This window comes from Franzmannia qiaohouensis (assembly GCF_031451695.1).
Lineage (GTDB): Bacteria > Pseudomonadota > Gammaproteobacteria > Pseudomonadales > Halomonadaceae > Franzmannia > Franzmannia qiaohouensis.
This window is the reverse complement of sequence record NZ_JARWAM010000005.1, coordinates 91,607-113,890: the sequence shown is the minus strand read 5'-3', so window position 1 is coordinate 113,890 and position 22,284 is coordinate 91,607. Positions and strand designations below refer to the sequence as shown.

Sequence of the window (22,284 nt, the reverse complement as noted above, 5' to 3'; positions counted from 1 at the left end):
ATAAGAGGGAAGCGCCCTGTGGGCGGAAGAGGGGAAGCATCGTTTTGATCTTCCATCTTCATCGGCGCGCAGCGCCGTCTTCCTTCTTCATACTTGGTCGTTATTGGCAGGCCTCGCAGCCCAGGTCGTCAATGTCCCCGGCCGAGGGGGCGCGTGAGCCGCTGCCTGCCTTGCCGGTAAGGAAGTCGTCGACGCCACGCGGTTCGGGGGCGGCCGCCGGCGTGGGCGCCGGGGCGCCGTTGCCCACCGCGTTGTGGTTGCCGCGCTCGACGGTGGACTTCTCCACCGAGGTAGCGCCCAGTGCGCGCAGGTAGTAGGTGGTCTTGAGCCCCAGGTACCAGGCCATGCGGTAGGTCACATCGAGCTTCTTGCCCGAGACACCCTTGATATAGAGGTTCAGCGACTGGGCCTGGTCGATCCACTTCTGGCGCCGCGAGGCGGCCTCCACCAGCCACTTGGGCTCGACCTCGAAAGCGGTGGCGTACTTGGCCTTGAGGTCCTCGGGAACCCGCTCGATGGGCTGTACGCTACCGTCGTAGTACTTGAGGTCGTTGATCATCACCTCGTCCCACAGGCCGCGCTCCTTGAGGTCGTTGACCATGTAGGCGTTGACCACGGTGAACTCGCCGGAGAGGTTCGATTTCACGTAGAGGTTCTGGTACGTGGGCTCGATCGACTGCGAGACGCCGCAGATGTTGGAGATCGTCGCGGTGGGGGCGATCGCCATCACGTTGGAGTTGCGCATGCCCTGGGTGGCGATCTTGCTACGGATGCTCGACCAGTCCTGGGTGGCGGAGGTGTCCACCGCGATGTACTTCTCGCCGCGCTCGGTCTTGAGCCTGTCGATGGAGTCGATGGGCAGCACGCCCTGGCTCCACAGCGAGCCCTCGAAGCTCTGGTAGCGGCCGCGCTCGGCGGCCAGGTCGCTGGAAGCCTCGATGGCGTGGTAGCTGACCAGCTCCATGGAGCGGTCGGCGAAGGCCACCGCTTCATGGCTGGCGTAGGCGATGCCGTGGGCGTAGAGGGCGTCCTGGAAGCCCATGATGCCGAGCCCCACCGGGCGGTGCTTCATGTTCGAGTTGCGCGCCTGGGGCACCGCGTAGTAGTTGATGTCGATGACGTTATCGAGCATGCGCACCGCGGTGCGCACGGTGCGCCTCAGCTTGGCGTCGTCGAGCTGGCCATCGGTCACGTGCTGGGCCAGGTTCACCGAGCCCAGGTTGCACACCGCGATCTCGTCGGGGCTGGTGTTGAGGGTGATCTCGGTGCACAGGTTGGAGGAGTGCACCACCCCGGCATGCTGCTGCGGGCTGCGCAGGTTGCAGGGGTCCTTGAAGGTGATCCAGGGGTGGCCGGTCTCGAACAGCATCGAGAGCATCTTGCGCCACAGGTCCTTGGCGCGGACGCGCTTGAACAGCTTGAGCTGACCGCTGCGGGTCATCTCCTCGTACTCTTCGTAGCGCTTCTCGAAAGCGGCGCCGTAGAGGTCGTGGAGGTCCGGGCAGGTGGCCGGCGAGAACAGCGTCCACTCCTTGTCGTCGAAGACGCGCTTCATGAACAGGTCCGGCACCCAGTTGGCGGTGTTCATGTCATGGGTGCGGCGGCGGTCGTCGCCGGTGTTCTTGCGCAGCTCGAGGAACTCCTCGATGTCGAGGTGCCAGGACTCGAGGTAGGCACATACCGCGCCCTTGCGCTTGCCGCCCTGGTTGACCGCCACGGCGGTGTCGTTGACCACCTTGAGGAACGGCACCACGCCCTGGCTCTTGCCGTTGGTACCCTTGATGTAGGAGCCCAGCGCGCGCACCGGCGTCCAGTCGTTGCCCAGGCCGCCGGCCCACTTGGAGAGCATGGCGTTGTCGCGGATCGCGCTGTAAATGCTGTCCAGGTCGTCGGACACGGTGGTCAGGTAGCAGCTGGAAAGCTGGCTGCGCTGGGTGCCGGAGTTGAACAGCGTGGGCGTCGAGGCCATGTAGTCGAAGCTGGAGAGCAGCTCGTAGAACTCGATGGCGCGCGCTTCGCGGTCGTCCTCGTTGAGGGACAGGCCCATCGCCACGCGCATGAACATCACCTGGGGCAGCTCGTAGCGCACGTCGTCCTGGTGGATGAAGTAGCGGTCGTAGAGGGTCTGCAGGCCAAGATAGGTGAAGGCCATGTCGCGGGTATGGTCCAGCGCATCGCCGAGGCGCTCTAGGTCGAACTCGGCGAGCCGCTCGTCGAGCTGCTCGAAGCCGATGCCGCGCTCGATATAAGCCTTGAAGGCCGGCTTGTAGAGCTCGGCCATCTCCTGGTAGGTGGCCTCTTCGGCGACGCCCAGGAACGACAGCGCCTCGCGGCGCAGGTTGTCCTGCAGCAGGCGGGCGGTGACGTAGGTGTAGTTGGGGTCCTTCTCGACCAGGGTGCGCGCGGTCATCATCAGCGCCTGGGAGACGCCGTCGACGGTCACGCCGTCGTAGAGGTTCTTCAGCGAGTCCTCGACGATCTTGTTGGGGTCGACGTTGGCCAGCCCTTCGCAGGCGTCGAACACCAGGGTCTCGACGCGGCCCAGGTCGAGCGGACGGCGGCTGCCGTCGAGGGCGGTGACGTTGAGCGTCGGGTGCGGCTTTTCGATGTCACCGCCGGCGGCGGCGCGGGCCCGGGCGTGCTCCTCGCGGTAGAGCACGTAGGCGCGAGCGACTTTCTGCTCGCCGGCGCGCATCAGCGCCAGTTCCACCTGATCCTGGATATCTTCGATATGCAGGGTGCCGCCGTCGGGCATACGACGCAGGAAGGCCTCGCTGATGACGCTGGAGGCCTGGGCCACGAAGTCGCGGACCCGCGACGAGGCGCCGGCATTATCGCCTTCCACGGCGATGAATGCCTTGGTCATCGCCACCGAGATCTTGCTGGCATCGAATGAGACGACATCGCCGCCTCGCTTGATCACCCGCAGCTGGTTGGGGGCGGTCACGTTCACCGGCGTCTTGCCGGGAGTCAAAGTGGTATCCATGGCGCCGTGTCGTCCTAGCGGTGGTTGTTGGAAAGCAGCGCGTGGCGCGCCTCGCCGCCCTCGATAAGGCGGGCTGAAACGGGGCACCTGACGCAGCGTCGGTGCGATTTGACAGTGTAAGGGTGACTTGCTAGAGGCACACTATCTTGTGTTCTCGTAGGTCACGAGCACAAGATAGTGTGCCCCTAGGCATTCATCAAGTGGATAAGCTGTGTATATCATGTGTCTCTCCTGGGTGTGAATATGGGACTCTCGGCAGGCCGCATGCCAGAGCGTTTCTTGACCTGACGCAGGGGCCAAAAAGTTCTATCGTGGTAGACGCTCGCTGCAAATTCGGTTATTTCAGGTATCCTTGGGTATCATTCGCAAATAACAATGTGGCCCTGTAGTGCCCCAGGTAAGCTGGCGTTGCAGGATGTCGCGAAAGTTATGCTGCCGAGCAGCCGGCGGCCGTTTTCCCAACAACGGACGGATATGACGGGATGGAAGAACGCGTGGAGCGCAACGACCAGGACCATGTACTGATCATCGAGGATGACGAGCGGCTCGCCGAGCTCACCCGGGACTACCTCGAAGCCAATGGCTTCCAGGTGACCGTCGAGGCCGACGGCGCGCGTGGCGTGGAGCGTATCGTCTCGCTGCAGCCGGATCTGGTGATTCTCGATCTGATGCTGCCGGGGGAGGACGGCCTGTCGATCTGCCGCCGGGCGCGCAACGACTATGCCGGGCCGATCCTGATGCTGACGGCGCGCACCGACGATATGGATCAGGTCCTGGGGCTGGAAATGGGTGCCGATGACTATGTGCCCAAGCCGGTCCAGCCACGGGTACTGCTGGCGCGGATGCGGGCCTTGATGCGCCGCACCGAGAGCGGCGAAAGCGGTGGTGAGGCGCGCCTCACCTTCAATAATCTGGTGGTCGACAGCGCCACTCGCGAGGCCTGGCTCGAGGGCGACCGCATCGACCTGACCAGCGCCGAGTTCGATCTGCTGTGGCTGCTCGCCAGTCACGCCGGGCGGGTGTTGACCCGTGAGGAGATCTTCAGCGAGCTGCGCGGCATCAAGTATGACGGCCAGGATCGCTCCATCGACGTACGGGTGTCGCGCATTCGGCCCAAGATCGGCGACGATCCCAACCATCCGCACCGTATCAAGACGGTGCGCAGCAAGGGCTATCTGTTCGTCAAGGACGGTTGATGCTGATGCTGCGACCGCTCTCGGGCAGTACCTTCCTGCGCGTCTATGTGCTGTTGGCGCTGGCCCTGGTACTGGCCTTCGGGCTGGCACTGAGCGGCTTCACGCTGGTCGATCAGGTGCGCCGCGAGCAGTATCGCGAACAGCTCGCCGACGCGCCGATGCGCCTGCTGGCCCAACAGCTGGGCGCCGCGGCGGAGGATCAGCGCAGCCAGTGGCTGTCGCAGCGCGGCACCGAACTCGATATCGAACTGCATCTGCACGCTGACGCCGAGAGCCGCGGTCTCGGCTACTTTCAGCGTGCCCGGCTCGACGCCGGCCGGGTGTTGATCGACACCCCGGGAGCCACCGACTGGCGACTGTTCATGCGCCTGCCCGACGAGGCGGCCGTGCTCGAGGCGCGCCTCGATGGCATCAGCGAGTCGCAGCTGCGCGGCATGGCCGGCCTGCTCGGCGAGTGGCTGGCCGACCCGCTGCTGCGTCATCAGCGCGTCGCCGAGCTGTCCAGCGGGGCGCTGCCGATCACCCTGAGCGATGCGCCGCCGCGGCGACTCGACAGCGCCCAGCTGGCACGGCTGGGCGCCGGCGAGGTGATCCTCCACCTGGCCCCGGAGGCCTGGAGCCTGACGCTGTTCCTGCAGCTCGACACGGGCAACCAACTGCAGTCGGTGCAGTGGCTGCAGGTGGGGCCGATGCACGCCTTCGAGCCGATGCCACTGTCGCTGTCGCTGCTGCTGCTGGTGCTGATGCTCGGTGTGCTGGCCGGCACCATCTACCTGATCGTGCGCGGCGTCGAGGCGCGTATGGCGAGGCTCGAACTGGCCGCCACGCGCATCGCCGGCGGCCATCTCGACACCCGGGTCAAGGTCGAGAGCAGCGACTTCCTGGGCCGCCTGGGAATGGCCTTCAACGGCATGGCCGCCCAGGTACAGGCACTGCTGCGCGCCCAGCAGGAGATGATCCGCGCGGTGTCCCATGAGCTGCGCACGCCGGTGGCGCGCATTCGCTTTGCGGTGCAGATGGTCGAGGACATGACCGACGATGAGGCGGTGCGCCGCCAGCTGTCGGGCATCGACGGCGACATCGAGGAACTCGACGGCCTGATCGACGAGATCCTCACCTATGCGCGGCTGGGCAGCGACCAAGCCCACGGCGTCGAGCTGGCCACCGAGCCGATGGAGTGCCGGGCCATGGCGCAGCGTGTCATCGACGCCCTGGCCGGCTTGCACGGCCAACTGCGCATCGATCTGGCAGAGGGCGAGGAGTTCGAGCTCGAGGCCGAACCGCGCTACCTGCAGCGGGCGCTGCAGAACCTGGTGGCAAATGCCTGTCGGCACGCCGAACGACGGGTACTGATCAGCCTGCATAACGACGCCCGGGCGGTGCGCATCGACGTCGAAGACGACGGTCCCGGGGTGCCGGAGGCGGACCGCCAGGAGATCTTCAAGCCCTTTGCGCGTCTCGATGACAGCCGCACCCGACGCTCCGGCGGCTACGGCCTGGGGCTGTCCATCGTTCACAAGGTCATGGCCTGGCACGGTGGCAGCGTGATGGTCGACGAAAGCCCTGCGCTGGGCGGCGCGCGCTTCAGCCTGCTGCTGCCCGGTGGTGCCTGAACCTCAGGCCGGCTTGATCCCCTCCAGCACCGCGAACGAGGTCTCCCGCGCGGTGCGCAGAAAGTCCTCCATCCACGGCGCATCGCGGGTCTCCTCGCGGATCGCCGCGAACAGCGTGCTCCACATGCCTTCCTCGCCCAGCGCCACGCCGCGCACGTAGTCGCGTTCGAGGTACTCGGTGAGCGCCCAGTTGGGCAGCGCGCAGACCCCGCGGCCACTGGCCACAAGCTGCATCATCATGATCGTCAGTTCGGCGGTACGGATCTCACGCGGCTCGACGCCGGCGGGGTCGAGAAACTGGCTGAACACGTCGAGGCGGGCGTGCTCCACCGGGTAGGTGATCAGGGTTTCATCGGCCAGGTCCTCGGGGGTGATCCAGGCGCGTCCGGCCAGGCGGTGCTGCTTGGCCACCGCCAGCAGGCCCTGGTAGCGGAACAGCGGCTCGTAGTGCACGCCGGCCAGCGGCTGGGGGTCGGCGGTGATCACCAGGTCGAGCTGCTCGCGGGCCAGCGCCGGTAGCGGGTCGAAGTGGTGGCCGCCGGGAATGTCGACCTCGACCTCCGGCCAGTGGTCGCGGAAGTAGTCGATGGTCGGCATCAGCCATTGAAAGCAGCTGTGGCATTCGATGGCCATGTGCAGGCGGCCCTGCTCGTTGCCGGCCAGCCTGGCCAGGTCGCGCTCGGCCATGCGCACCTGGGGCAGGATCTGCTCGGCCAGGGCCAGCAGCCGCTGGCCGGCACGGGTGAACTCCACCGGCCGGGTCTTGCGCAGGAACAGCGGGCTGCCCAGCCGCTCCTCGAGGTCCTTGAGCTGGTGGGAGAGCGCCGACTGGGTGAGGTGAACCCGCTCGGCGGCTTCTACCAGCGAGCCGGCGTCGCGCAGGGCGATCAGGGTGCGGAGATGGCGTAGCTCGAGCATGATGAGTAACTTTCACTTTTAAGATTAATTAATTTAGTTTGATTCACCTTTGGGTGCCAGCCAGACTGCCTTCACTGCGTATGGCGACGCCGCCATAAATCATATCGGTTTATCACCTCAAGGGTTAGCACATGGCACTGGCACACATTCTCGGCTACCCACGCATCGGCGCAAATCGTGAACTCAAGCGCGCCACCGAAGCGTACTGGAAAGGCGAACTGGACCGCGATGGTCTGGAGAGTGCGGGTCGCGAACTACGCGCCCGGCACTGGCACGAACAGCGCGCTGCGGGCCTCGACATGGTCACGGTGGGCGATTTCGCCTTCTACGACCAGGTCCTCGAGGTCTCGCTGCTGCTCGGTGCGGTGCCGCCGCGCTTTGGCGCCGAGGCCGACGTGGCCGCTGGCGATATCGATCTCGACACCGCTTTCCGCATGGCCCGCGGCCGCGCCCCCAGCGGCGCGCAGGCGGCGGCCTGCGAGATGACCAAGTATTTCGACACCAACTACCACTACCTGGTCCCCGAGCTGCATGCCGGCCAGACGTTCCGCCTGGCCAGCCAGCGGCTGTTCGGCGAGGTCGACGAGGCCCTCGCCGCGGGGCACCCGGTCAAGGTCAGCCTGCTCGGCCCGCTCACCTGGCTATGGCTTGGCAAGGTCAAGGGCGACGACGGCCTCGACCGCCTGAGCCTGCTGGACGGAGTGCTGGCGGTCTACGCCGAGGTGCTGGCACGGCTGGCAGAGCAGGGCGTCGAGTGGGTACAGCTCGACGAGCCGGCGCTGGTCCAGGACCTGCCCCGCGACTGGCAGCAGGCCTTCGAGTCGGCCTATAGCCGCCTCTCCCGCGCGCCGCTCAAGGTGCTGCTGGCGACCTACTTCGGTGGTTTGGGCGACAACCTCAAGCTGGCCACCGGGCTGGCCGTCGACGGCCTGCATATCGACGCCGTGCGCGCCCCCGAGCAGCTCACCGCGGTGATCGACAACCTGCCGGGCTACAAGGTGCTGTCGCTGGGCGCCATCGACGGCCGCAACATCTGGCGCGCCGACCTGGCGGTGCTGCGCGAGCGGCTGGCGGACGCGCGCATGCGCCTCGGCGAACGGCTGTGGATCGCGCCGAGCTGCTCGCTGCTGCATGTGCCGGTGGACCTCGAGGCCGAGACCGAGCTAGATACCGAGCTCAAGAGCTGGCTGGCCTTTGCCCGCCAGAAGCTCGACGAGACGGTGACCCTGGCACGCTTGCTGGACAACCGTGCCACGCCGGACGACCGCGCCCGCCTCGAGTCGGCCACCGCGGCACTCGATGCGCGGCGCGCCTCGACGCGCATCCATCGCCCGGCGGTGGCCGAGCGCCTGGCGGCGGTCAGCGACGCCGACGCCGAGCGCGCCAGCCCCTATCCTGAGCGGGCGCGGGCCCAGCGCCGCGCCTTCGACCTGCCGCTGTTTCCCACCACCACCATCGGCTCCTTCCCGCAGACCGGCGAGATCCGCGCCGCGCGGCGCGCGTTCAAGGCCGGCGAGCTGAGCCAGGCCGACTACACGGCGCGGATGCAGCAGGAGATCGCCCATGCGGTGGCCCGCCAGGATGCGTTGGGCATCGACGTGCCGGTGCACGGCGAGCCGGAGCGCAACGACATGGTCGAGTACTTCGGCGAGCAGCTCGATGGCTTCGCCTTCACCCGCTTCGGCTGGGTGCAGAGCTACGGCTCGCGCTGCGTCAAGCCGCCGGTGATCTACGGTGACGTGGCGCGCCCCAGGCCGATGACGGTGGCCTGGAGCGAGTACGCCCAGTCGCTCACCGACAAGCCGATGAAGGGCATGCTCACCGGCCCGGTGACCATCCTGCAGTGGTCCTTCGTGCGCGACGACCAGCCGCGTGAGACCACCTGCCGGCAGATCGCCCTGGCGCTGCGCGACGAGGTCGCCGACCTCGAGGCCGCCGGCATTCGCATCATCCAGATCGACGAGCCGGCGCTGCGCGAGGGCTTGCCGCTGCGCCAGGCCGAATGGCAGGGCTATCTCGACTGGGCGGTGGCCTGCTTCAAGCTGTCGGCGGCGGTGGCCGAGGATGCCACCCAGATCCACACCCATATGTGCTACTCGGAGTTCAACGACATCATCGCCTCCATCGCCGCACTGGATGCCGATGTGATCACCATCGAGACCTCGCGCTCGGACATGGAGCTGCTCGACGCCTTCCAGGACTTCGCCTACCCCAACGAGATCGGACCCGGGGTTTACGATATCCACTCGCCGAACATTCCCGAGGTGGCCTGGATGGTGCAGCTGATGGACAAGGCGCTGGACAAGATTCCCGCCGAGCGGCTGTGGGTCAACCCCGACTGCGGCCTCAAGACCCGCGGCTGGGCTGAGGTAGAGCCGGCGCTGGCCAATATGGTCGAGGCGGCCCGCGAGCTGCGCCGCAAGCACGGTTGATGCTGCGCTGAGGGTGACGGCCAGGCGCCGGGGCGAATCGCCCCGGCGCCTGGTATGCTGGGCGCCTAATCAGGCTAGGTTGGTCTTGCAAGGAGCCCAGAGATGACCCTTTCCCCCCTCTTCCTGCGCACCGCCGGTGTGGCGTGCGGTGCGCTGTGGCTGGCCGGCTGCGCCGCCCCCCAGAGCAGCGACGAACCGCCGCCGGTGGTCGACAGCACCGGGGCCAGCGCCGTGGCCGACGAGCGTCCGGCGGCCGAGGTGGCGGCCAGCGAGCCGGCGCCGCTGCTGCCGTCGCTGTTCTTCCCCGGTAGCGCCGAGCAGTTCGTCGGCTGGCGCTGCCAGCCGGCCCAGGATCTGGTCTCGGCGTACGCCGACGATGAGCTGCGGCTATGGTCGCGGCAGGGCGCCTACCGCCTGGCCCCGGCGGTAGTGGCCAGCGGCGCGCGCTTCACGGTCGACGACATCAGCTTCTGGAACCGTGGCGACGAGGCGCTGGTGGAGAGCGACAACGGCCGCCTCGACTGCCAGCAGGACCTGTCGCGCTCCGCCATGACCCGCGCCGACCGTCCCGGAGTGATGTTCCACGGCCGCGGCAACGAGCCGGGCTGGATCGTCAGCCTCGACCACGACGCGCCGCGTCTGTCGCTGCTGCTCGACTACGGTGAGCGCGAGCTGAGCCTGCCCTACCGGGTCACCGTGATGGACAATGCCAACGGTCGGGTGCGGCTGGTCAGCGGCGCCGCCGAGCAGCCTTTCCTGCTGGAGCTGGAGGCCAGGGCCTGCTTCGACGACATGAAGGGCGACCCCTTCCCGGTGCGCGTCACGCTGACCCTCGACGGGCAGACGTATAGGGGCTGTGGGCAGGGCATCGCCCCCTGAGGGGAGTTAGCAGGAGACCTCCTCATGCCAGCGCTCGTCGACCAGTTCGCCGAGGCACAGCGGCGCCTCGGGGTCGAGGATGCGCTGGCCGAGCAGCGCCAGCGCCTCGCCGTTGGCGCGGGGCGGCGTCTCGCGCTGCTCGCTGGCCAGGGGATGCCACTGGCCAGCGTCGAGGTCTGCCTCGAGCAGCGTGAAGGTGAAGGGGTGAAAGCCCGGAAAGCCCAGCCGCAGGTCGGTGGCGGTGAGGATCGGGAGGTCGTCGACCAGCTCCACGTCGTAGCGCAGGTAGGGGCCGGCAAACCAGTCGAGTCGTGCGCCATTGGCACTGGCCAGCGCCGCCGGCTCCCACTGGGCACCCCGCGAGAAGCGCTCGAACTCGATGGGCGCGCGGCCGTCGAAGACGCTGACCAGCGCCTCGTGCTGGTCGTCGCCGTCGATTACCGTGACCCGCCACAGCAGCGTATTGAACGGCGTCGGTTGCACCAGCCGCGGCGCGTCGTCGAGCCCGCGTTCGGCAAGCTCGGGCCCGAGGCGATACTCCACCAGGCTCTTGGCGCCGAAGGCGAGCACCAGATACAGGCTCGAGAGTGCCAGGCCCCAGGCCGGACCACGGCGGCCGTTGCCGCTGACCAGGGCGATGACGATGCCTACCAGTAGCGGCAGGGTGTAGAGCGGGTCGATGATGAACACGACCGGCCAGGCGCTGGGCCGCACGTCCATTGGCCACCATAGCTGGGTGCCGTAGGTGGTCAGCGCATCGAGCAGCGGGTGGGTGGCCAGGCACAGCACGAAGAACAGCCACCAGTGGCGCAGCGGGATGTCCCGCGCCGGGGCAAAACGCGCGGCGAGCAGCGCCAATAGCGTGCCAAGCCCGGTGAGCACGAATAGCGAATGGCTGAAGCCGCGGTGCTCGGTGTAGTTGGCCACGGCGTCGCCGTAGTCGAGCATCACGTCGAGGTCCGGCAGCGTGCCCAGTGCTGCGCCGATCAGTACTGCCTTGCGGCCCAGCCGACGGCCGAGCACGGCGCCGCCGATGGCCGCGCCCAGCGCCGCCTGTGTAATCGAATCCATACCCTTGCTTGTCTCCCTGCGCGCCGAGGTCGGCGTAAATGATCCGCTGTTATGAGTGGCGATCCGCGACAGGGTTCCCGACCTGGCGCGGGGAGGTCTCTGCCCAGGGCGGCCCGGCGGCGAGAATACGCGCCTGCACCGGGCAGTCGTCGCGGTGGGCGCCTGGCAGGTAGCCGCTGCTCATCAGGAACTCGTTGACGATCTCCGGGCCGGTAAAGCGGAAGCTGCGCTTGAACAGCTTGACCCAGTCCGCATGGGGCAGCGGGTGGTGGTGGTCGAGCCACGCCTTGAAGCTGCCGTGCTCGGCCTGTAGCTGCTGGATTACCTGTGCATTGTGGATCGCGGCGTCGACCTTGAGGCGGTTGCGGATGATGCCGGCATCACTCAGCAGGCGCGCGCGTTCGGGCTCACCGTAGGCGGCCACCCGGTCGATGTCGAAACCCTCGAAGGCAGCCTGGAAGGCGGTGCGCTTCTTGAGCACGGTGAGCCAGGAGAGGCCGGCCTGGTTGATCTCCAGGATCAGGCGTTCGAACAGGCTGTCGTCGTCGTGGACCGGAAAGCCATATTCGTGGTCGTGGTAAGGGCCGTGGAATTCGTGGCCCGGGGCCAGGTCACAGTAGGCGGACATGCTGGTGTATCCTGAGTGTCTGTGGTCGTTATCGTTAGCATCGAGGAGTCGCCATGTCGAGCCTGTTTCCTACTGCCGCCCGCCGCCTGATTGGCATCGGCCTGTTGAGTGCCTTCTCCACCGCGGCCTGGGCAGGCCCCCTGGTGGAGATGTGGAAAGACCCCAACTGCGGCTGCTGTACGGCCTGGGCCGAGCACCTCGAGGCGGCCGGTTTCGAGGTCGAGATGCATGACACCCGCGAGATGCGCGAGGTCAAGATCGAACGTGGCGTGCCCCAGGAGATGGCCTCATGCCACACCGCGGTGGTCGATGGCTATGTCATCGAAGGCCATGTGCCGGCGGCGGACATCCAGCGCCTGCTCGACGAGTCGCCGGAGGTTGCCGGTCTGGCGGTGCCTGGGATGCCCCACGGCTCACCGGGCATGGAGACCGGGCGCGTCGACGACTACGCCGTGTTCGCCTTCGGCGGGCAGCACGAGGCGCCACAGGTCTTCCAGGAATACATCCACGACTAGCGCCATATCTCACCAGCCAAGGAGGCAATCCATGCAATACCTGCACACCATGGTGCGCGTCAGCGACCTCGACGCCTCGCTGCATTTCTACTGCGACCTGCTCGGCCTCAAGGAGGTGCGTCGCAAGGAGAACGACAAGGGCCGCTTCACCCTGGTCTTCCTTGCCGCACCCGAGGACGAGGCACGCAGTGCCGAGCTCAAGGCCCCGGAGCTGGAGCTGACCTACAACTGGGACCCGGAGGAGTATTCCGGCGGACGCAACTTCGGCCACCTCGCCTACCGGGTCGACGATATCTATGCGCTCTGCCAGCACCTGCAGGACAACGGCGTGACCATCAACCGCCCGCCGCGTGACGGCCATATGGCATTCGTCAAATCGCCGGACGGCATCTCGGTGGAGCTGCTGCAGAAGGGCGACGCCCTTGAGCCCCGCGAGCCCTGGGCGTCGATGGAGAATACCGGCAGCTGGTAGAGGGCGCCGACCTACTCAGTCCGGGCGGTAGGCGGTGCGGCCGCTGCCCAGGAACATGATGGCGGCGGCGCCGAACAGGAACAGGCCCTGCAGCTCCAGCGCCCAGGCGCCGTTGGCCTGGAAATCGAGCAGCTCGTGGCGATGCACCAGGAAGATTGCCACCAGCATGTTGCACGTCATCAGCAGGCCGGCGAGGCGCGTTTGCAGGCCGATGATCGCCATCAGCGGGGCGACGATCTCGCCGATCAGCACGCCGTAGGCGAGAAAGCTTGGTAGCCCCTGGGCGCTGAGGGCGTTGCCGATCCATGTCAGGCTGCCGGGGTTGGTGAGCTTGGCGATGCCGTGCAGCAGCATCAGGCCGCCCACCGAGAGGCGCAGAAGCAGTTTTCCCAGGTCGTCGTTGTGCAGCGCGTGAAGCATGGTCTCTCCGTGAGCAGTGTCATCCAGCCCTTATGATACAGGCTGGGCTGGTCAAGCGGAGAGCCTTGCGGCACTCTTGTGCCGGAGTCATTCACCGAGGAACGACGATGCGCAAGACATGGATTCCCGCGCTGCTGGCGATGGCGGTTATGGCAGGCTGTGCCCGCTCCCCGGCGCCGGACCCCGAGCGAGCCCCTGAGCCCGATACCCGCGCCGAGCAGTCGCCGATGGTCGGCGAGCGCTGGCAGCTGATCCTGCTGGGTACCGCCGAGCGCTGGTCCGGCGAGCAGCGACCCTATATCGAGGTCCAGCCCAATGGGGGCGCGCTGCGCCTGAGCGGCAACAACGGCTGTAACCAGCTAAATGGGCGGGTGCAGTTCGACGATGGCAACCGCATCCGCATCAGCGAGCTCTCCTCGACGCGCATGGCCTGCCCCGATATGGCCGACGCCCAACGCGTCGAGGATATGCTGGAAAACGCCTACCGCTACCTGATCGACCACGACCGCCTGGTCTTCTTCGGCAGCGACAGCCGCGTGCTGGGGGGCTTTCAGCGCCGCTGATCGGGCATGCCCTGCCGTGGAGCGAACTGAACAACGCCGGCCTCAAGAGGCCGGCGTTGTCGTGTCGGGAGATGGTCGCTAGCGGAGCAGCCGGGTCTTGACCGCTACCATGCCGCGGGTGATGCCGCGGGCCGTGGCCGGCGCCACGGGGGTGCACAGCACCCAGGGCAGGGTGACCAGGCAGATCGCCAGCGCGCCGATGAAGATGTCGCTGAACCAGTGGGCGCCGCCGAGCATCCGCGGGAGGCTCAGCAGGATGGCCATCAGCGCGCTGGCCAGGCCAACCGTGCGTCCGGAGAAGCGCCAGATGAAGGCGGTGAACAGCATCAGCATCATGCCGTGATCGCCGGGAAAGCTGGTGGTCGAGACGTCCTTGGTGTCGAAGCCGACCATCTGGGTGATCAGGTTGACGTCGTCGTAGACCAGGGTTGGGCTTAGGCGCTCCCAGGGGATGGCGTAGCGTACCGCCTGGCTGAGGATGCCGGCGGTGAGCAGCATCGTGATACCGATCCCGCCCCAGCGCAGCAGGCGATGCTCGAGCACCGGGTCACGGCGAATGGCCCATAGGTAGAGCCCCAGCAGGACCAGGAAACTGACCACGTCGAACAGCCGGTTATTGACCGCGGCGACGAAGGTCACCCAGGCCATGTTGTCTTCATGCAGCCAGGCGTTGGTGACGAAGAACACCGCGTCGTCGAGCTCTTCCCAGATCAGCAGGTTGGGCGACCACCAGCTGAGCACCAGGGCGATGCCTAGGAGGTTGTAGAAGAGAATACGCAGGGGATGAAAGGAGGAGGGTGGCTGGGTCATGAAAACGTCACGCTGCTGAAAGATTTTCGCCATTCTAGCAGCCGTGCCGATGAATGTGATGAGGCCCCGCGTCGCGGGGCCTCATCCTCTGCCACGTGATGCCATGTTGAACGGCTGTCAGGTCGGCAGCAGCCTGGCTTCATCCAGGGCCTCGTGGATCGCGTCCAGCGACTCGGGGTTGCTTAGCGCGCTGCGGTTCTCGGCCTTGGCGTCGCCCTGCAGCATGCGCGCCACCGCCAGCTCGACCTTCTTGCCGCTGCGGGTATAGGGCACCGCCGGTACCGCGACGATATGCGCCGGTACGTGGCGCGGGCTGGCGTGCTGGCGGATGCGCTGGCGCAGCTGCTTGAGCAGCGCGTCGTCGAGCGCCTGGCCGGGAGCCAGGGTCACCAGCAGCACCACTTCCACATCGCCGTCGACGGGGCGGCCCACCACCAGGCTGTCGGCCACGGCCTCCACGGTCTCCACCTGGCGGTAGATCTCGGCGGTGCCGATGCGCACGCCGCCGGGGTTCAGGGTGGCATCGGAGCGGCCGTAGATCACCGCGCCGCCCTCGGGGGTGAAGCGCACGAAGTCGCCGTGGGCCCAGACCCCGGGGAAGTTGGCGAAGTAGGCGTCGTGGTAGCGCTGGCCCTCCGGGTCGTCCCAGAAACTGACCGGCATCGACGGCAGCGGCTGGCGACACACCAGCTCGCCGCGGGCGTTGTCGAGGGCTTCGCCGTCGGGAGAGTAAGCCACTGCGTCGACGCCCAGGAAGCGGCACTGGATCTCGCCGCGGCGCACCGGCAGCAGCGGGCTGCTGCCGACGAAGCAGCCGCAGATATCGGTGCCGCCAGCGATCGAGCCGAGCAGCAGGTCGCCGGAGACGTCGCCGTAGACCCAGTCGTAGTCTTCCGGCAGCAGCGGCGAGCCGGTGGAGAAGATCACCCGCAGCGCCTTGAGGTCGTGATCGCGACCCGGGCTCAGCTGCTGCTTGCGGCACTCGGCGAGGAAGCGCGCGCTGGTGCCGAAGTGGGTCAGGCGCTCGGCGGCGGCGGTGCGCCACATCAGGTCCATGTCCGGGTAGCCCGGCGAGCCGTCGTAGGTCACCAGGGTGGCGCCGGCGAGCAGCCCCGAGGCCTGCCAGTTCCACATCATCCAGCCGCAGGTGGTGAAGTAGAGCAGGCGGTCGCCGGGGCCCAGGTCGCCGTGCAGCATCAGCTCCTTGGCGTGGTTGAGCAGGATGCCGCCGGCGCCATGGACGATGCACTTGGGCTTGCCGGTGGTGCCCGAGGAGTAAAGGATATAGAGCGGATGGTCGGCGGGCAGCGGGGTAAACGACGGCGCGCTGCCGCGGTGGCGGGCCAGTGCCGCGTCCCAGGCGCTGAAGCGCTCGCCCGGCGGCAGGCCGGTGCCGGGCAGTTGGTCGACCACGATCACCTGGCGCACGCTGGGCAGGCGTTCGGCGAGCTGGCTGATCTGCTCGAGGCGCGGGAAGGTCTTGCCGCCGTAGCCGTAGCCGTTGACCGCCACCAGCAGCGCCGGCTCGATCTGGCCGAAGCGGTCGACGGTGGCCTCAACGCCGAAGTCCGGCGAGGCCGACGACCACACCGCGCCAAGGCTCGCCGCGCCGAGCATGGCCACCAGCGCCTCGTAGCCGTTGGCCACCAGGCCGGCGACACGCTCGCCGACCTGCACGCCGTGCTCACGCAGCACGCCCTCGAAGGCGCCCACGTCGTCGTAGAGCTCGGCGAAGGTCACCCGCCGCGTGTCGCGGCATTCGGCCATGGCCACCACCGCTTCCTGCTCGGCGCGTTCGCCGCGGGCGTGACGCAGCAGGTTGGCGGCGACGTTGAGCCGCGCACCGGGCAGCCACTCGGCGCCGGGCATCTCGCGGCGGCCGAGCATCGCCGTGGGTGGCGTTTCGGCCTCGAGGCCGCAGAACTCCCATACCGAGCGCCAGAAGGCCTCGAGGTCGGCGATCGACCAGGCGTGCAGCGCCTGGTAGTCGGCGAAGTCGCCATAGCCGGCCTTGGCCAGCCAGCGCAGGTAGTGGGCCATCTGGCTCTGTTCGTACTGCGCCGGGCCGGGCTCCCAGAGGATCTCTGCCGTGTCCATGTGCGGGGTCTCTCCTGCTGTCATTGCATATACCAGCCGTGGCTGACCACCACCGACTGACCGGTCAGCGCCGCCGTGGGGAAGGCCGCCAGGTTGACCGCCACCTCGCTGATATCTTCCAGCGTAGTGAATTCCTGGTCCACGGTGTCCTTGAGCATCACGTCGCGGATCACCTCCTCCTCGCTGATGCCCAGCTCGCGGGCCTGCTCGGGGATCTGCTTCTCCACCAGCGGGGTGCGCACGAAGCCGGGGCAGATCACATTGGCGCTGACGCCGTGGGCGGCGCCCTCCTTGGCCACTGCGCGGCACAGCCCGAGCAGGCCGTGCTTGGCGGCGACATAGGGCGCCTTGAGCGGCGAGGCCAGCTTGCTGTGCACCGAGCCGATGTAGAGGATGCAGCCGCCACCCTGCTGCTGGTACATCTGGCGCAGGCTGGCGCGGGTGGTCAGGAAGGCGCCGTCGAGGTGCACGCTGGTGACCTTGCGCCAGTTGGCGAAGCTCAGCTTGTCCAGCGCTTCGATGTGCTGGATGCCGGCGTTGGCGACCGCCACGTCGATGCGGCCCCAGGCGTCCACCACCTTGGCGAAGCCGGCGTCCATGGCGGCTTCGTCGGTGACGTCGATGGCCACCGCCATCGCCTCGCCGCCGGCATCGCGGATGCCGGCAGCGGCGCGCTCGGCAGCGTCGAGGTCGAGGTCGCTGATGGCGACCTTGGCGCCCTCGCGGGCGAAGCCCTGGGCAATCGCCAGGCCGATACCACCGGCGGCGCCGGTGATCAGGGCAATCTTGTCAGTCATGCGCATGCGGTTGTCTCCACAGAGGGGAAGGGCGGTCAGCGGCCGCCGTAGACTTCACCAGGTAGCCAGGTGGCCAGCCCCGAGAACCAGAACACCAGCAGTAGCCCGAGCAACTGGATGGCGACGAAGGGCGCCACGCCAATGTAGATATCGCGGGTGGTCACGCCCGGTGGGCAGACGCCCTTGATATAGAACAGCGCGAAACCCACCGGCGGCGTCAGGAACGAGGTCTGCAGGCAGATCGCGAAGAGGATCGCAAACCATACCGGATCGACGCCGAGGCTGAATACCACCGGTGCCACCAGTGGCAGGATGATCAGGGTGATCTCCACCCAGTCGAGGAAGAAGCCGAGCAGGAACACCACCGCCAGCACCGTCAGCACGATGCCGGTTTCGCCGAACGGCAGGCCGGTGAGCGCGAAGCGTACCACGTCGTCGCCGCCCAGGCCGCGCAGCACCGCAGCGAAGATCGTCGCGCCGATGAAGATCGCGAAGATGAAGGCGGTGGTGCGGCTGGTCTGGTAGAGCGCCTTGCGCAGCGCGGTCAGGGTCAGGCGGCGGTTGAGCAGGGCCAGCAGCATGGCGCCCAGCGCGCCCACTGCCGAGGCCTCGGTGGTGGTGGCGAAGCCGGTGAAGATCGAGCCCAGTACCGCCAGGATCAGCGCCATCGGCGGCAGCACCGCCCAGAACACCTGCACGAAGGCGCGGGCGTTAAGCGGCTCGCGATCCTTGGGCGCCGGGGCCAGGTCTTTCTTGATATAGGCGGCGATGACGATATAGGCGATGTACATCAGGCCGAGCATGATGCCTGGGATCAGGGCGCCCATGAACAGTCGGCCTACCGAGGCTTCAGAGGTGCCCAGGCGGTCGGCCATCAGCACCAGCATGATGCTCGGCGGCACCAGGATGCCCAGGGTACCTACCGAGCAGGCGGTACCCACCGCCAGCGACTTGTTGTACTGGGCGCGCATCATCGGCCCCAGCGACAGCATGCCGAGCAGCACCACCGAGGCGCCGACGATGCCGGTGGAGGCGGCCAGCAGCACGCCGACGATCACCACGGTGACGGCATAGCCGCCGCGCAGGCCGCCGAGCACCTTGACCAGCGAGTTCATCAGCCGCTCGGCGATGCCTGAGCGGTCGAGCATGATGCCCATGAAGATGAACAGCGGCAGCGCCACCATCAGCTCATTGGCGACGATGCCGTAGATGCGTCGGTCGAGCACGCCGATGGTGCCGCCCCAGCTGAACCACAGGTCGGCGTCGAAGAACTCCACCAGCACATGGCCGAGCACGGCGAAGGCGAAGCCGATGCCGGCCAGCGCCCAGGCCACCGGGAAGCCCAGCAGCAGCAGGCTCATGAAGCTGGCGAACATCGCCAGTACGAGAATTTCTTCCAATCCCATGATCAACCTCGTGATTCAGTCAGAAGGGCGCTGGTTGCGCTCGGCGGGGCTCAGGAAGCGCCGCGGGTAGCCGAACAGTAGCGTGCTGCAGCGCAGCGCGCGGGACACGATAGCGATGGCCACCAGGCTCAGGCCGATGGGGATCACGGTCTTGATGATGAAGCGATAGGGCAGGCCGCTAGGGGCCTGGGAGCGCTCACCGCGCTCAAACGAGCGATAGCCGTACTGATAGAGCTCGACCAGCACGATATAAAGAATGGGTAGCAGCAGGATCACGATGGCCAGCAGTTCGATCCAGGCTTGGGTGCGCAGCGTAAACTTCTCGCGGATCACATCGACCCGCACGTGGTCGTTGGTGACCACGGCGTAGGCCAGTGTCAGGACCATGGCGGCGCCGAAGAAGTGCCAGGAGAGCTCCTCCAGGGCGATCGAACCGCGGCCGAGAATAAAACGATTGACCACATTGGTCAGCACCACCGTCAGGGTCGCCAGCCATAGCCAGGAGGCGGCCTTGCCCAGCTGCAGTATGACACTGTCGAGCAGGTGGCTGATGCGGTTGGTGGGCAGGTCGAGGCTGGCGTGTTCGCCGTCGCCCGACCCTTGTTCGCGAACGCTCATCGGGTCACTCCGTGGCGATAGGGGCATGCACGAACCACCGGTCGCAAGCGACCGGTGGCGGTATCACAGGCGTGGATCAGTCGTTGCTACCGATCTCTTCCGGCGCGTAGTAGGAGCGCGGCAGGTGCCCCTTGACGTGCCAGTTGCCGTGCAGACGCATGAAGTCCTGCTGGCTCTCGAGCACGCGGCCGAACATTTCGTCCTCGGCGGCGATCTCGTCCTGCACCTCATTGGTCACGCGGCGCAGCTCATGGAGGATGTCGTCCGGGAGCACCTGGGCGTTGACGCCTTCATCCTCAAAGTCTTGCAGCGCCTTGGGGTTCTCCATCTCGCTTTCCGAGTAGCCGTACAGGGTGGCGGCGCGGCAGCCCATGTCGATCTGCGCGCGGGTCTGCGGCTCGAGGGACTCCCAGCTGTCCTTGTTGACCAGCAGGTGGGCGGTGGTGAAGGTCTGGTGCCAGCCCGGCAGCACGTAGTTCTGGACGATCTCCTGCATGCCCAGGATGCGGTCGACGGCGGGAGCCGAGAACTCCATGGCGTCGATGGTGCCGCGCTCCATGGCCTGGTAGAGCTCGCCGCCCGGGATCATGGTCACCGAGGCGCCAAGACGCTCCATTACCTGGCCGCCGATGCCGGCGAAGCGGATGCGCAGGCCGTCGATCTGGTCGAGATCTTCGAGGGGTTCGGCGAACCAGCCGGCCGCCTCGGGGCCGATCATGCTGCACAGCAGCGGGTGCACGTCGTAGTCGGCGTAGATCTCCTCGAGCAGCTCGCGGCCGCCGCCGAAGTAGTGCCACGCCAGGTAGGCCGGCGGCTCCATGCCGAACGGGGCGCCGGCGAACAGCGGCAGCGAGGGGATGCTGCCCTGGTCGTAGCCTACCCAGGTGAAGCCGGCGTCATAGCGGCCTTCGGATACCGCATCGAGGATCTCGAACGGCGGGATCAGCTCGCCCGGCTCGTAGTAGCGCAGATTGATGTTGCCACCCGAGACTTCGTCGAGGGATTCGCTGAGGTAGCGCACCGGCGTGCTCAGGCCGACCAGGTGCGAGGGGAAGGCGATAGGCACCTGCCAGCGCACGCGCTCCTGGGCCTGGGCGCTGCTCAGGCCGGCACCCACCAGCACGGCGGCGGTGGTGACACCGAGTGCGATGGGACGGACTAGCGAGGTGAGAGGGCGATTGAACGGCATGATAGCTCCTGATTAGCTTCGTTATTCTTGGACAACAACGCCGCACGGCGACGCATGCCTGTGACATTGCAGACTTCGTGCCAACAATCAGGAATAGTGGATAAACAAGGAGTTACGAGATTTCGTCAATCGCGCGTCAGGCGCATGTGTCCGTAAGGGCGGACGATATTTGGCTTTGGTAGTAGGTTAGCTGTCTGTTTTTTCGGTCATGCGTCCGGATTTTCGGACATCTCGGCCAGGCGGCCGAGCTTCTCATAGAGCACCGAGCGGGGGATGCCGAGCAGCCGTGCGGCCTGTGCCTTGTTGCCACCGCTGGCGGTGAGGGCGTTATGGATGGCGCTGCGCTCGGCGTCGCGTACCGCCTCCTGCAGCGGGCGCACCGGCGCGCTCGGCACACCGGGCTGGCGCCCGCGACGTGCCGGGGCCGGCAGCGCGGTAAGCAGCTGCGGCACGTCGATGACGCTGCACTCCTCGTTGAGTGCCAGGGTCTGCTCCAGGGTGTTGCGCAGCTCGCGGATATTGCCCGGCCAGTCGTGCTGGCGCAGCACGTTGATCGCCTCGGCGGTAATTTCGGCGCGCGGCTCGCCGCTCTCGGCGGCCAGCTTTTCAAGGATGGTGTCGCACAGGATGCCCAGGTCCACCAGCCGCTCGCGCAGGGTCGGCACGCGGATGCTGAGCACGTTGAGGCGATAGTAGAGGTCGGCGCGGAAGCTGCCGTCGGCAACCATCTCCTCCAGGTTGCGGCTGGTGGCGGCGATCACCCGCACGTCCACCGGCGCCACCTCGTTGGAGCCCAGTGGCTCCACCTCGCCCTCCTGCAGCGCGCGCAGCAACTTGGCCTGCAGATGCCCCGGCATGTCGCCGACTTCATCGAGGAACAGGGTGCCGCCGTCGGCAAGCTGGAACTTGCCCTGGCGCTGGCGCTTGTCGGCGCCGGTGTAGGCCCCCGGGGCCACGCCGAAGAACTCGGCCTCGAGCAGGTTGTCGGGGATGGCGGCAACGTTGACCGCCACGAAAGGGCGCTCGGCGCGGGGCGAGCTGGCGTGGACGGCCTGGGCCAGCACCTCCTTGCCGGTGCCGGTCTCGCCGAGCAGCAGCACCGGGGTATTGCGCGCAGCGGCCAGGCGCGCGCGGCGCTTGACCTCGAGCACCGCCGCGCTGGCGCCCACGAAGTCGGCCATCTCGTATCGCGCACCGCGCTTGGCCAGGGCGCGCTTGGCGGCGGCCAGGTCGCTCTGTAGGCGACGATACTTGCTGACCAGCGGCGTCAGCGGCTGCAGGTCGTCATACAGTACGAAGGCCACCGCGCCCTGCACCTCGGTACCGGCATCGTTGAACACCGGCAGGCGCATCACCACCAGCTGCTGGCCGCGATACTCCATGATATCCAGCAGCAGTGGCCGCCCCGAGCGAACCACTTCGGGCATCCGCGTGGTGGGGATGACCTCGGCCACCGGGCGGCCGATGACCGCCTCGGGGTCCTCGATACCCAGCAGCCGACAGTAGCTGTCGTTGATCCAGGTCAGGCGGCTCTCGGCGTCCACCGAGATCGCCCCGGCGCTGGCCTGCTCGAAGACCGGGAACAGCGCGCTGATCGACTCCAGCGTCAGGCCGCGGTCGACCCCGCCGGGGAAGGGCGACTGACCGAAGCCTTTGCTGCCGGGGGGCGCCATC

Annotated in this window: 19 protein-coding genes; 7 read left to right on the top strand and 12 right to left on the bottom strand. The window is 67.2% G+C overall.

Features of this window, described 5'->3' with window-relative positions:
* Positions 1-100: 100 nt before the first annotated feature.
* Entirely contained in the window at positions 101-2,986 is a 2,886-nt protein-coding gene (locus tag QC821_RS08010; protein WP_309719412.1) for a ribonucleoside-diphosphate reductase subunit alpha, read from the bottom strand.
* A 482-nt stretch (positions 2,987-3,468) separates the two neighbouring features.
* Between QC821_RS08010 and QC821_RS08005 the strand changes: the two genes are divergently transcribed.
* Positions 3,469-4,182: a winged helix-turn-helix domain-containing protein gene (locus QC821_RS08005; protein ID WP_309719409.1), complete on the top strand. Its 714-nt coding sequence runs from the start codon at positions 3,469-3,471 to the stop codon at positions 4,180-4,182.
* Positions 4,183-4,187: 5 nt separating this feature from the next.
* A complete protein-coding gene (locus QC821_RS08000; RefSeq protein ID WP_309719927.1) occupies positions 4,188-5,795 on the top strand; it encodes an ATP-binding protein in 1,608 nt (535 codons plus the stop codon).
* A 3-nt stretch (positions 5,796-5,798) separates the two neighbouring features.
* Here QC821_RS08000 and QC821_RS07995 read toward each other — a convergent pair whose 3' ends face one another.
* Positions 5,799-6,713: a LysR family transcriptional regulator gene (locus QC821_RS07995; protein ID WP_309719406.1), complete on the bottom strand. Its 915-nt coding sequence runs from the start codon at positions 6,711-6,713 to the stop codon at positions 5,799-5,801.
* Positions 6,714-6,844: 131 nt separating this feature from the next.
* Between QC821_RS07995 and metE the strand changes: the two genes are divergently transcribed.
* Positions 6,845-9,145 (top strand): 5-methyltetrahydropteroyltriglutamate--homocysteine S-methyltransferase, encoded by a 2,301-nt coding sequence (metE, locus tag QC821_RS07990; protein ID WP_309719403.1) that lies wholly within the window; start codon positions 6,845-6,847, stop codon positions 9,143-9,145.
* 102 nt (positions 9,146-9,247) lie between these two features.
* Positions 9,248-10,024 (top strand): MliC family protein, encoded by a 777-nt coding sequence (locus QC821_RS07985; protein WP_309719400.1) that lies wholly within the window; start codon positions 9,248-9,250, stop codon positions 10,022-10,024.
* 6 nt (positions 10,025-10,030) lie between these two features.
* On the opposite strand, the gene QC821_RS07980 is transcribed toward QC821_RS07985, so the two are convergent.
* Together QC821_RS07980 and QC821_RS07975 are read right to left on the bottom strand one after the other, a co-directional pair.
* Positions 10,031-11,095 (bottom strand): metal-dependent hydrolase, encoded by a 1,065-nt coding sequence (locus QC821_RS07980; protein ID WP_309719397.1) that lies wholly within the window; start codon positions 11,093-11,095, stop codon positions 10,031-10,033.
* 49 nt (positions 11,096-11,144) lie between these two features.
* Positions 11,145-11,723: a DNA-3-methyladenine glycosylase I gene (locus QC821_RS07975; RefSeq protein ID WP_309719394.1), complete on the bottom strand. Its 579-nt coding sequence runs from the start codon at positions 11,721-11,723 to the stop codon at positions 11,145-11,147.
* Between the two features lie 53 nt (positions 11,724-11,776).
* On the opposite strand from QC821_RS07975, the gene QC821_RS07970 reads away from it, so the two are divergent.
* Positions 11,777-12,238 (top strand): DUF411 domain-containing protein, encoded by a 462-nt coding sequence (locus QC821_RS07970; RefSeq protein ID WP_309719391.1) that lies wholly within the window; start codon positions 11,777-11,779, stop codon positions 12,236-12,238.
* Positions 12,239-12,269: 31 nt separating this feature from the next.
* A complete protein-coding gene (gene gloA / locus QC821_RS07965) occupies positions 12,270-12,710 on the top strand; it encodes a lactoylglutathione lyase (protein ID WP_309719388.1) in 441 nt (146 codons plus the stop codon).
* A 15-nt stretch (positions 12,711-12,725) separates the two neighbouring features.
* Here gloA and QC821_RS07960 read toward each other — a convergent pair whose 3' ends face one another.
* Entirely contained in the window at positions 12,726-13,130 is a 405-nt protein-coding gene (locus QC821_RS07960; RefSeq protein ID WP_089659232.1) for a DoxX family protein, read from the bottom strand.
* A gap of 107 nt (positions 13,131-13,237) precedes the next feature.
* On the opposite strand from QC821_RS07960, the gene QC821_RS07955 reads away from it, so the two are divergent.
* A complete protein-coding gene (locus tag QC821_RS07955) occupies positions 13,238-13,693 on the top strand; it encodes an META domain-containing protein (protein WP_309719382.1) in 456 nt (151 codons plus the stop codon).
* A 78-nt stretch (positions 13,694-13,771) separates the two neighbouring features.
* Here QC821_RS07955 and QC821_RS07950 read toward each other — a convergent pair whose 3' ends face one another.
* The 7 genes from QC821_RS07950 to QC821_RS07920 form a co-directional block, all read right to left on the bottom strand.
* Positions 13,772-14,503, bottom strand: coding sequence for a phosphatase PAP2 family protein (locus QC821_RS07950; protein ID WP_309719379.1), 732 nt, complete (start codon positions 14,501-14,503; stop codon positions 13,772-13,774).
* A gap of 117 nt (positions 14,504-14,620) precedes the next feature.
* Entirely contained in the window at positions 14,621-16,600 is a 1,980-nt protein-coding gene (locus tag QC821_RS07945) for an acetoacetate--CoA ligase (protein WP_309719376.1), read from the bottom strand.
* A 20-nt stretch (positions 16,601-16,620) separates the two neighbouring features.
* Positions 16,621-17,403: a 3-hydroxybutyrate dehydrogenase gene (locus QC821_RS07940; protein WP_309719373.1), complete on the bottom strand. Its 783-nt coding sequence runs from the start codon at positions 17,401-17,403 to the stop codon at positions 16,621-16,623.
* Between the two features lie 29 nt (positions 17,404-17,432).
* The gene (locus QC821_RS07935) at positions 17,433-18,803 is read right to left on the bottom strand and encodes a TRAP transporter large permease (RefSeq protein ID WP_309719370.1); all 1,371 of its coding nucleotides are present in this window, start codon (positions 18,801-18,803) and stop codon (positions 17,433-17,435) included.
* A gap of 15 nt (positions 18,804-18,818) precedes the next feature.
* Entirely contained in the window at positions 18,819-19,421 is a 603-nt protein-coding gene (locus tag QC821_RS07930) for a TRAP transporter small permease subunit (RefSeq protein WP_309719367.1), read from the bottom strand.
* 76 nt (positions 19,422-19,497) lie between these two features.
* Positions 19,498-20,610, bottom strand: a complete 1,113-nt coding sequence (locus QC821_RS07925) for a TRAP transporter substrate-binding protein (protein WP_309719364.1) — start codon at positions 20,608-20,610, stop codon at positions 19,498-19,500.
* 206 nt (positions 20,611-20,816) lie between these two features.
* Positions 20,817-22,283: a sigma-54 interaction domain-containing protein gene (locus QC821_RS07920; protein WP_309719362.1), complete on the bottom strand. Its 1,467-nt coding sequence runs from the start codon at positions 22,281-22,283 to the stop codon at positions 20,817-20,819.
* Position 22,284: the final 1 nt, after the last annotated feature.

Coding starts and splice junctions, on each gene's coding strand:
- QC821_RS08010 (WP_309719412.1), bottom strand. CDS start 2,986: ATGGATACCACTTTGACTCCCGGCAAGACGCCGGTGAACGTGACCGCC.
- QC821_RS08005 (WP_309719409.1), top strand. CDS start 3,469: ATGGAAGAACGCGTGGAGCGCAACGACCAGGACCATGTACTGATCATC.
- QC821_RS08000 (WP_309719927.1), top strand. CDS start 4,188: ATGCTGCGACCGCTCTCGGGCAGTACCTTCCTGCGCGTCTATGTGCTG.
- QC821_RS07995 (WP_309719406.1), bottom strand. CDS start 6,713: ATGCTCGAGCTACGCCATCTCCGCACCCTGATCGCCCTGCGCGACGCC.
- metE (WP_309719403.1), top strand. CDS start 6,845: ATGGCACTGGCACACATTCTCGGCTACCCACGCATCGGCGCAAATCGT.
- QC821_RS07985 (WP_309719400.1), top strand. CDS start 9,248: ATGACCCTTTCCCCCCTCTTCCTGCGCACCGCCGGTGTGGCGTGCGGT.
- QC821_RS07980 (WP_309719397.1), bottom strand. CDS start 11,095: ATGGATTCGATTACACAGGCGGCGCTGGGCGCGGCCATCGGCGGCGCC.
- QC821_RS07975 (WP_309719394.1), bottom strand. CDS start 11,723: ATGTCCGCCTACTGTGACCTGGCCCCGGGCCACGAATTCCACGGCCCT.
- QC821_RS07970 (WP_309719391.1), top strand. CDS start 11,777: ATGTCGAGCCTGTTTCCTACTGCCGCCCGCCGCCTGATTGGCATCGGC.
- gloA (WP_309719388.1), top strand. CDS start 12,270: ATGCAATACCTGCACACCATGGTGCGCGTCAGCGACCTCGACGCCTCG.
- QC821_RS07960 (WP_089659232.1), bottom strand. CDS start 13,130: ATGCTTCACGCGCTGCACAACGACGACCTGGGAAAACTGCTTCTGCGC.
- QC821_RS07955 (WP_309719382.1), top strand. CDS start 13,238: ATGCGCAAGACATGGATTCCCGCGCTGCTGGCGATGGCGGTTATGGCA.
- QC821_RS07950 (WP_309719379.1), bottom strand. CDS start 14,503: ATGACCCAGCCACCCTCCTCCTTTCATCCCCTGCGTATTCTCTTCTAC.
- QC821_RS07945 (WP_309719376.1), bottom strand. CDS start 16,600: ATGGACACGGCAGAGATCCTCTGGGAGCCCGGCCCGGCGCAGTACGAA.
- QC821_RS07940 (WP_309719373.1), bottom strand. CDS start 17,403: ATGCGCATGACTGACAAGATTGCCCTGATCACCGGCGCCGCCGGTGGT.
- QC821_RS07935 (WP_309719370.1), bottom strand. CDS start 18,803: ATGGGATTGGAAGAAATTCTCGTACTGGCGATGTTCGCCAGCTTCATG.
- QC821_RS07930 (WP_309719367.1), bottom strand. CDS start 19,421: ATGAGCGTTCGCGAACAAGGGTCGGGCGACGGCGAACACGCCAGCCTC.
- QC821_RS07925 (WP_309719364.1), bottom strand. CDS start 20,610: ATGCCGTTCAATCGCCCTCTCACCTCGCTAGTCCGTCCCATCGCACTC.
- QC821_RS07920 (WP_309719362.1), bottom strand. CDS start 22,283: ATGGCGCCCCCCGGCAGCAAAGGCTTCGGTCAGTCGCCCTTCCCCGGC.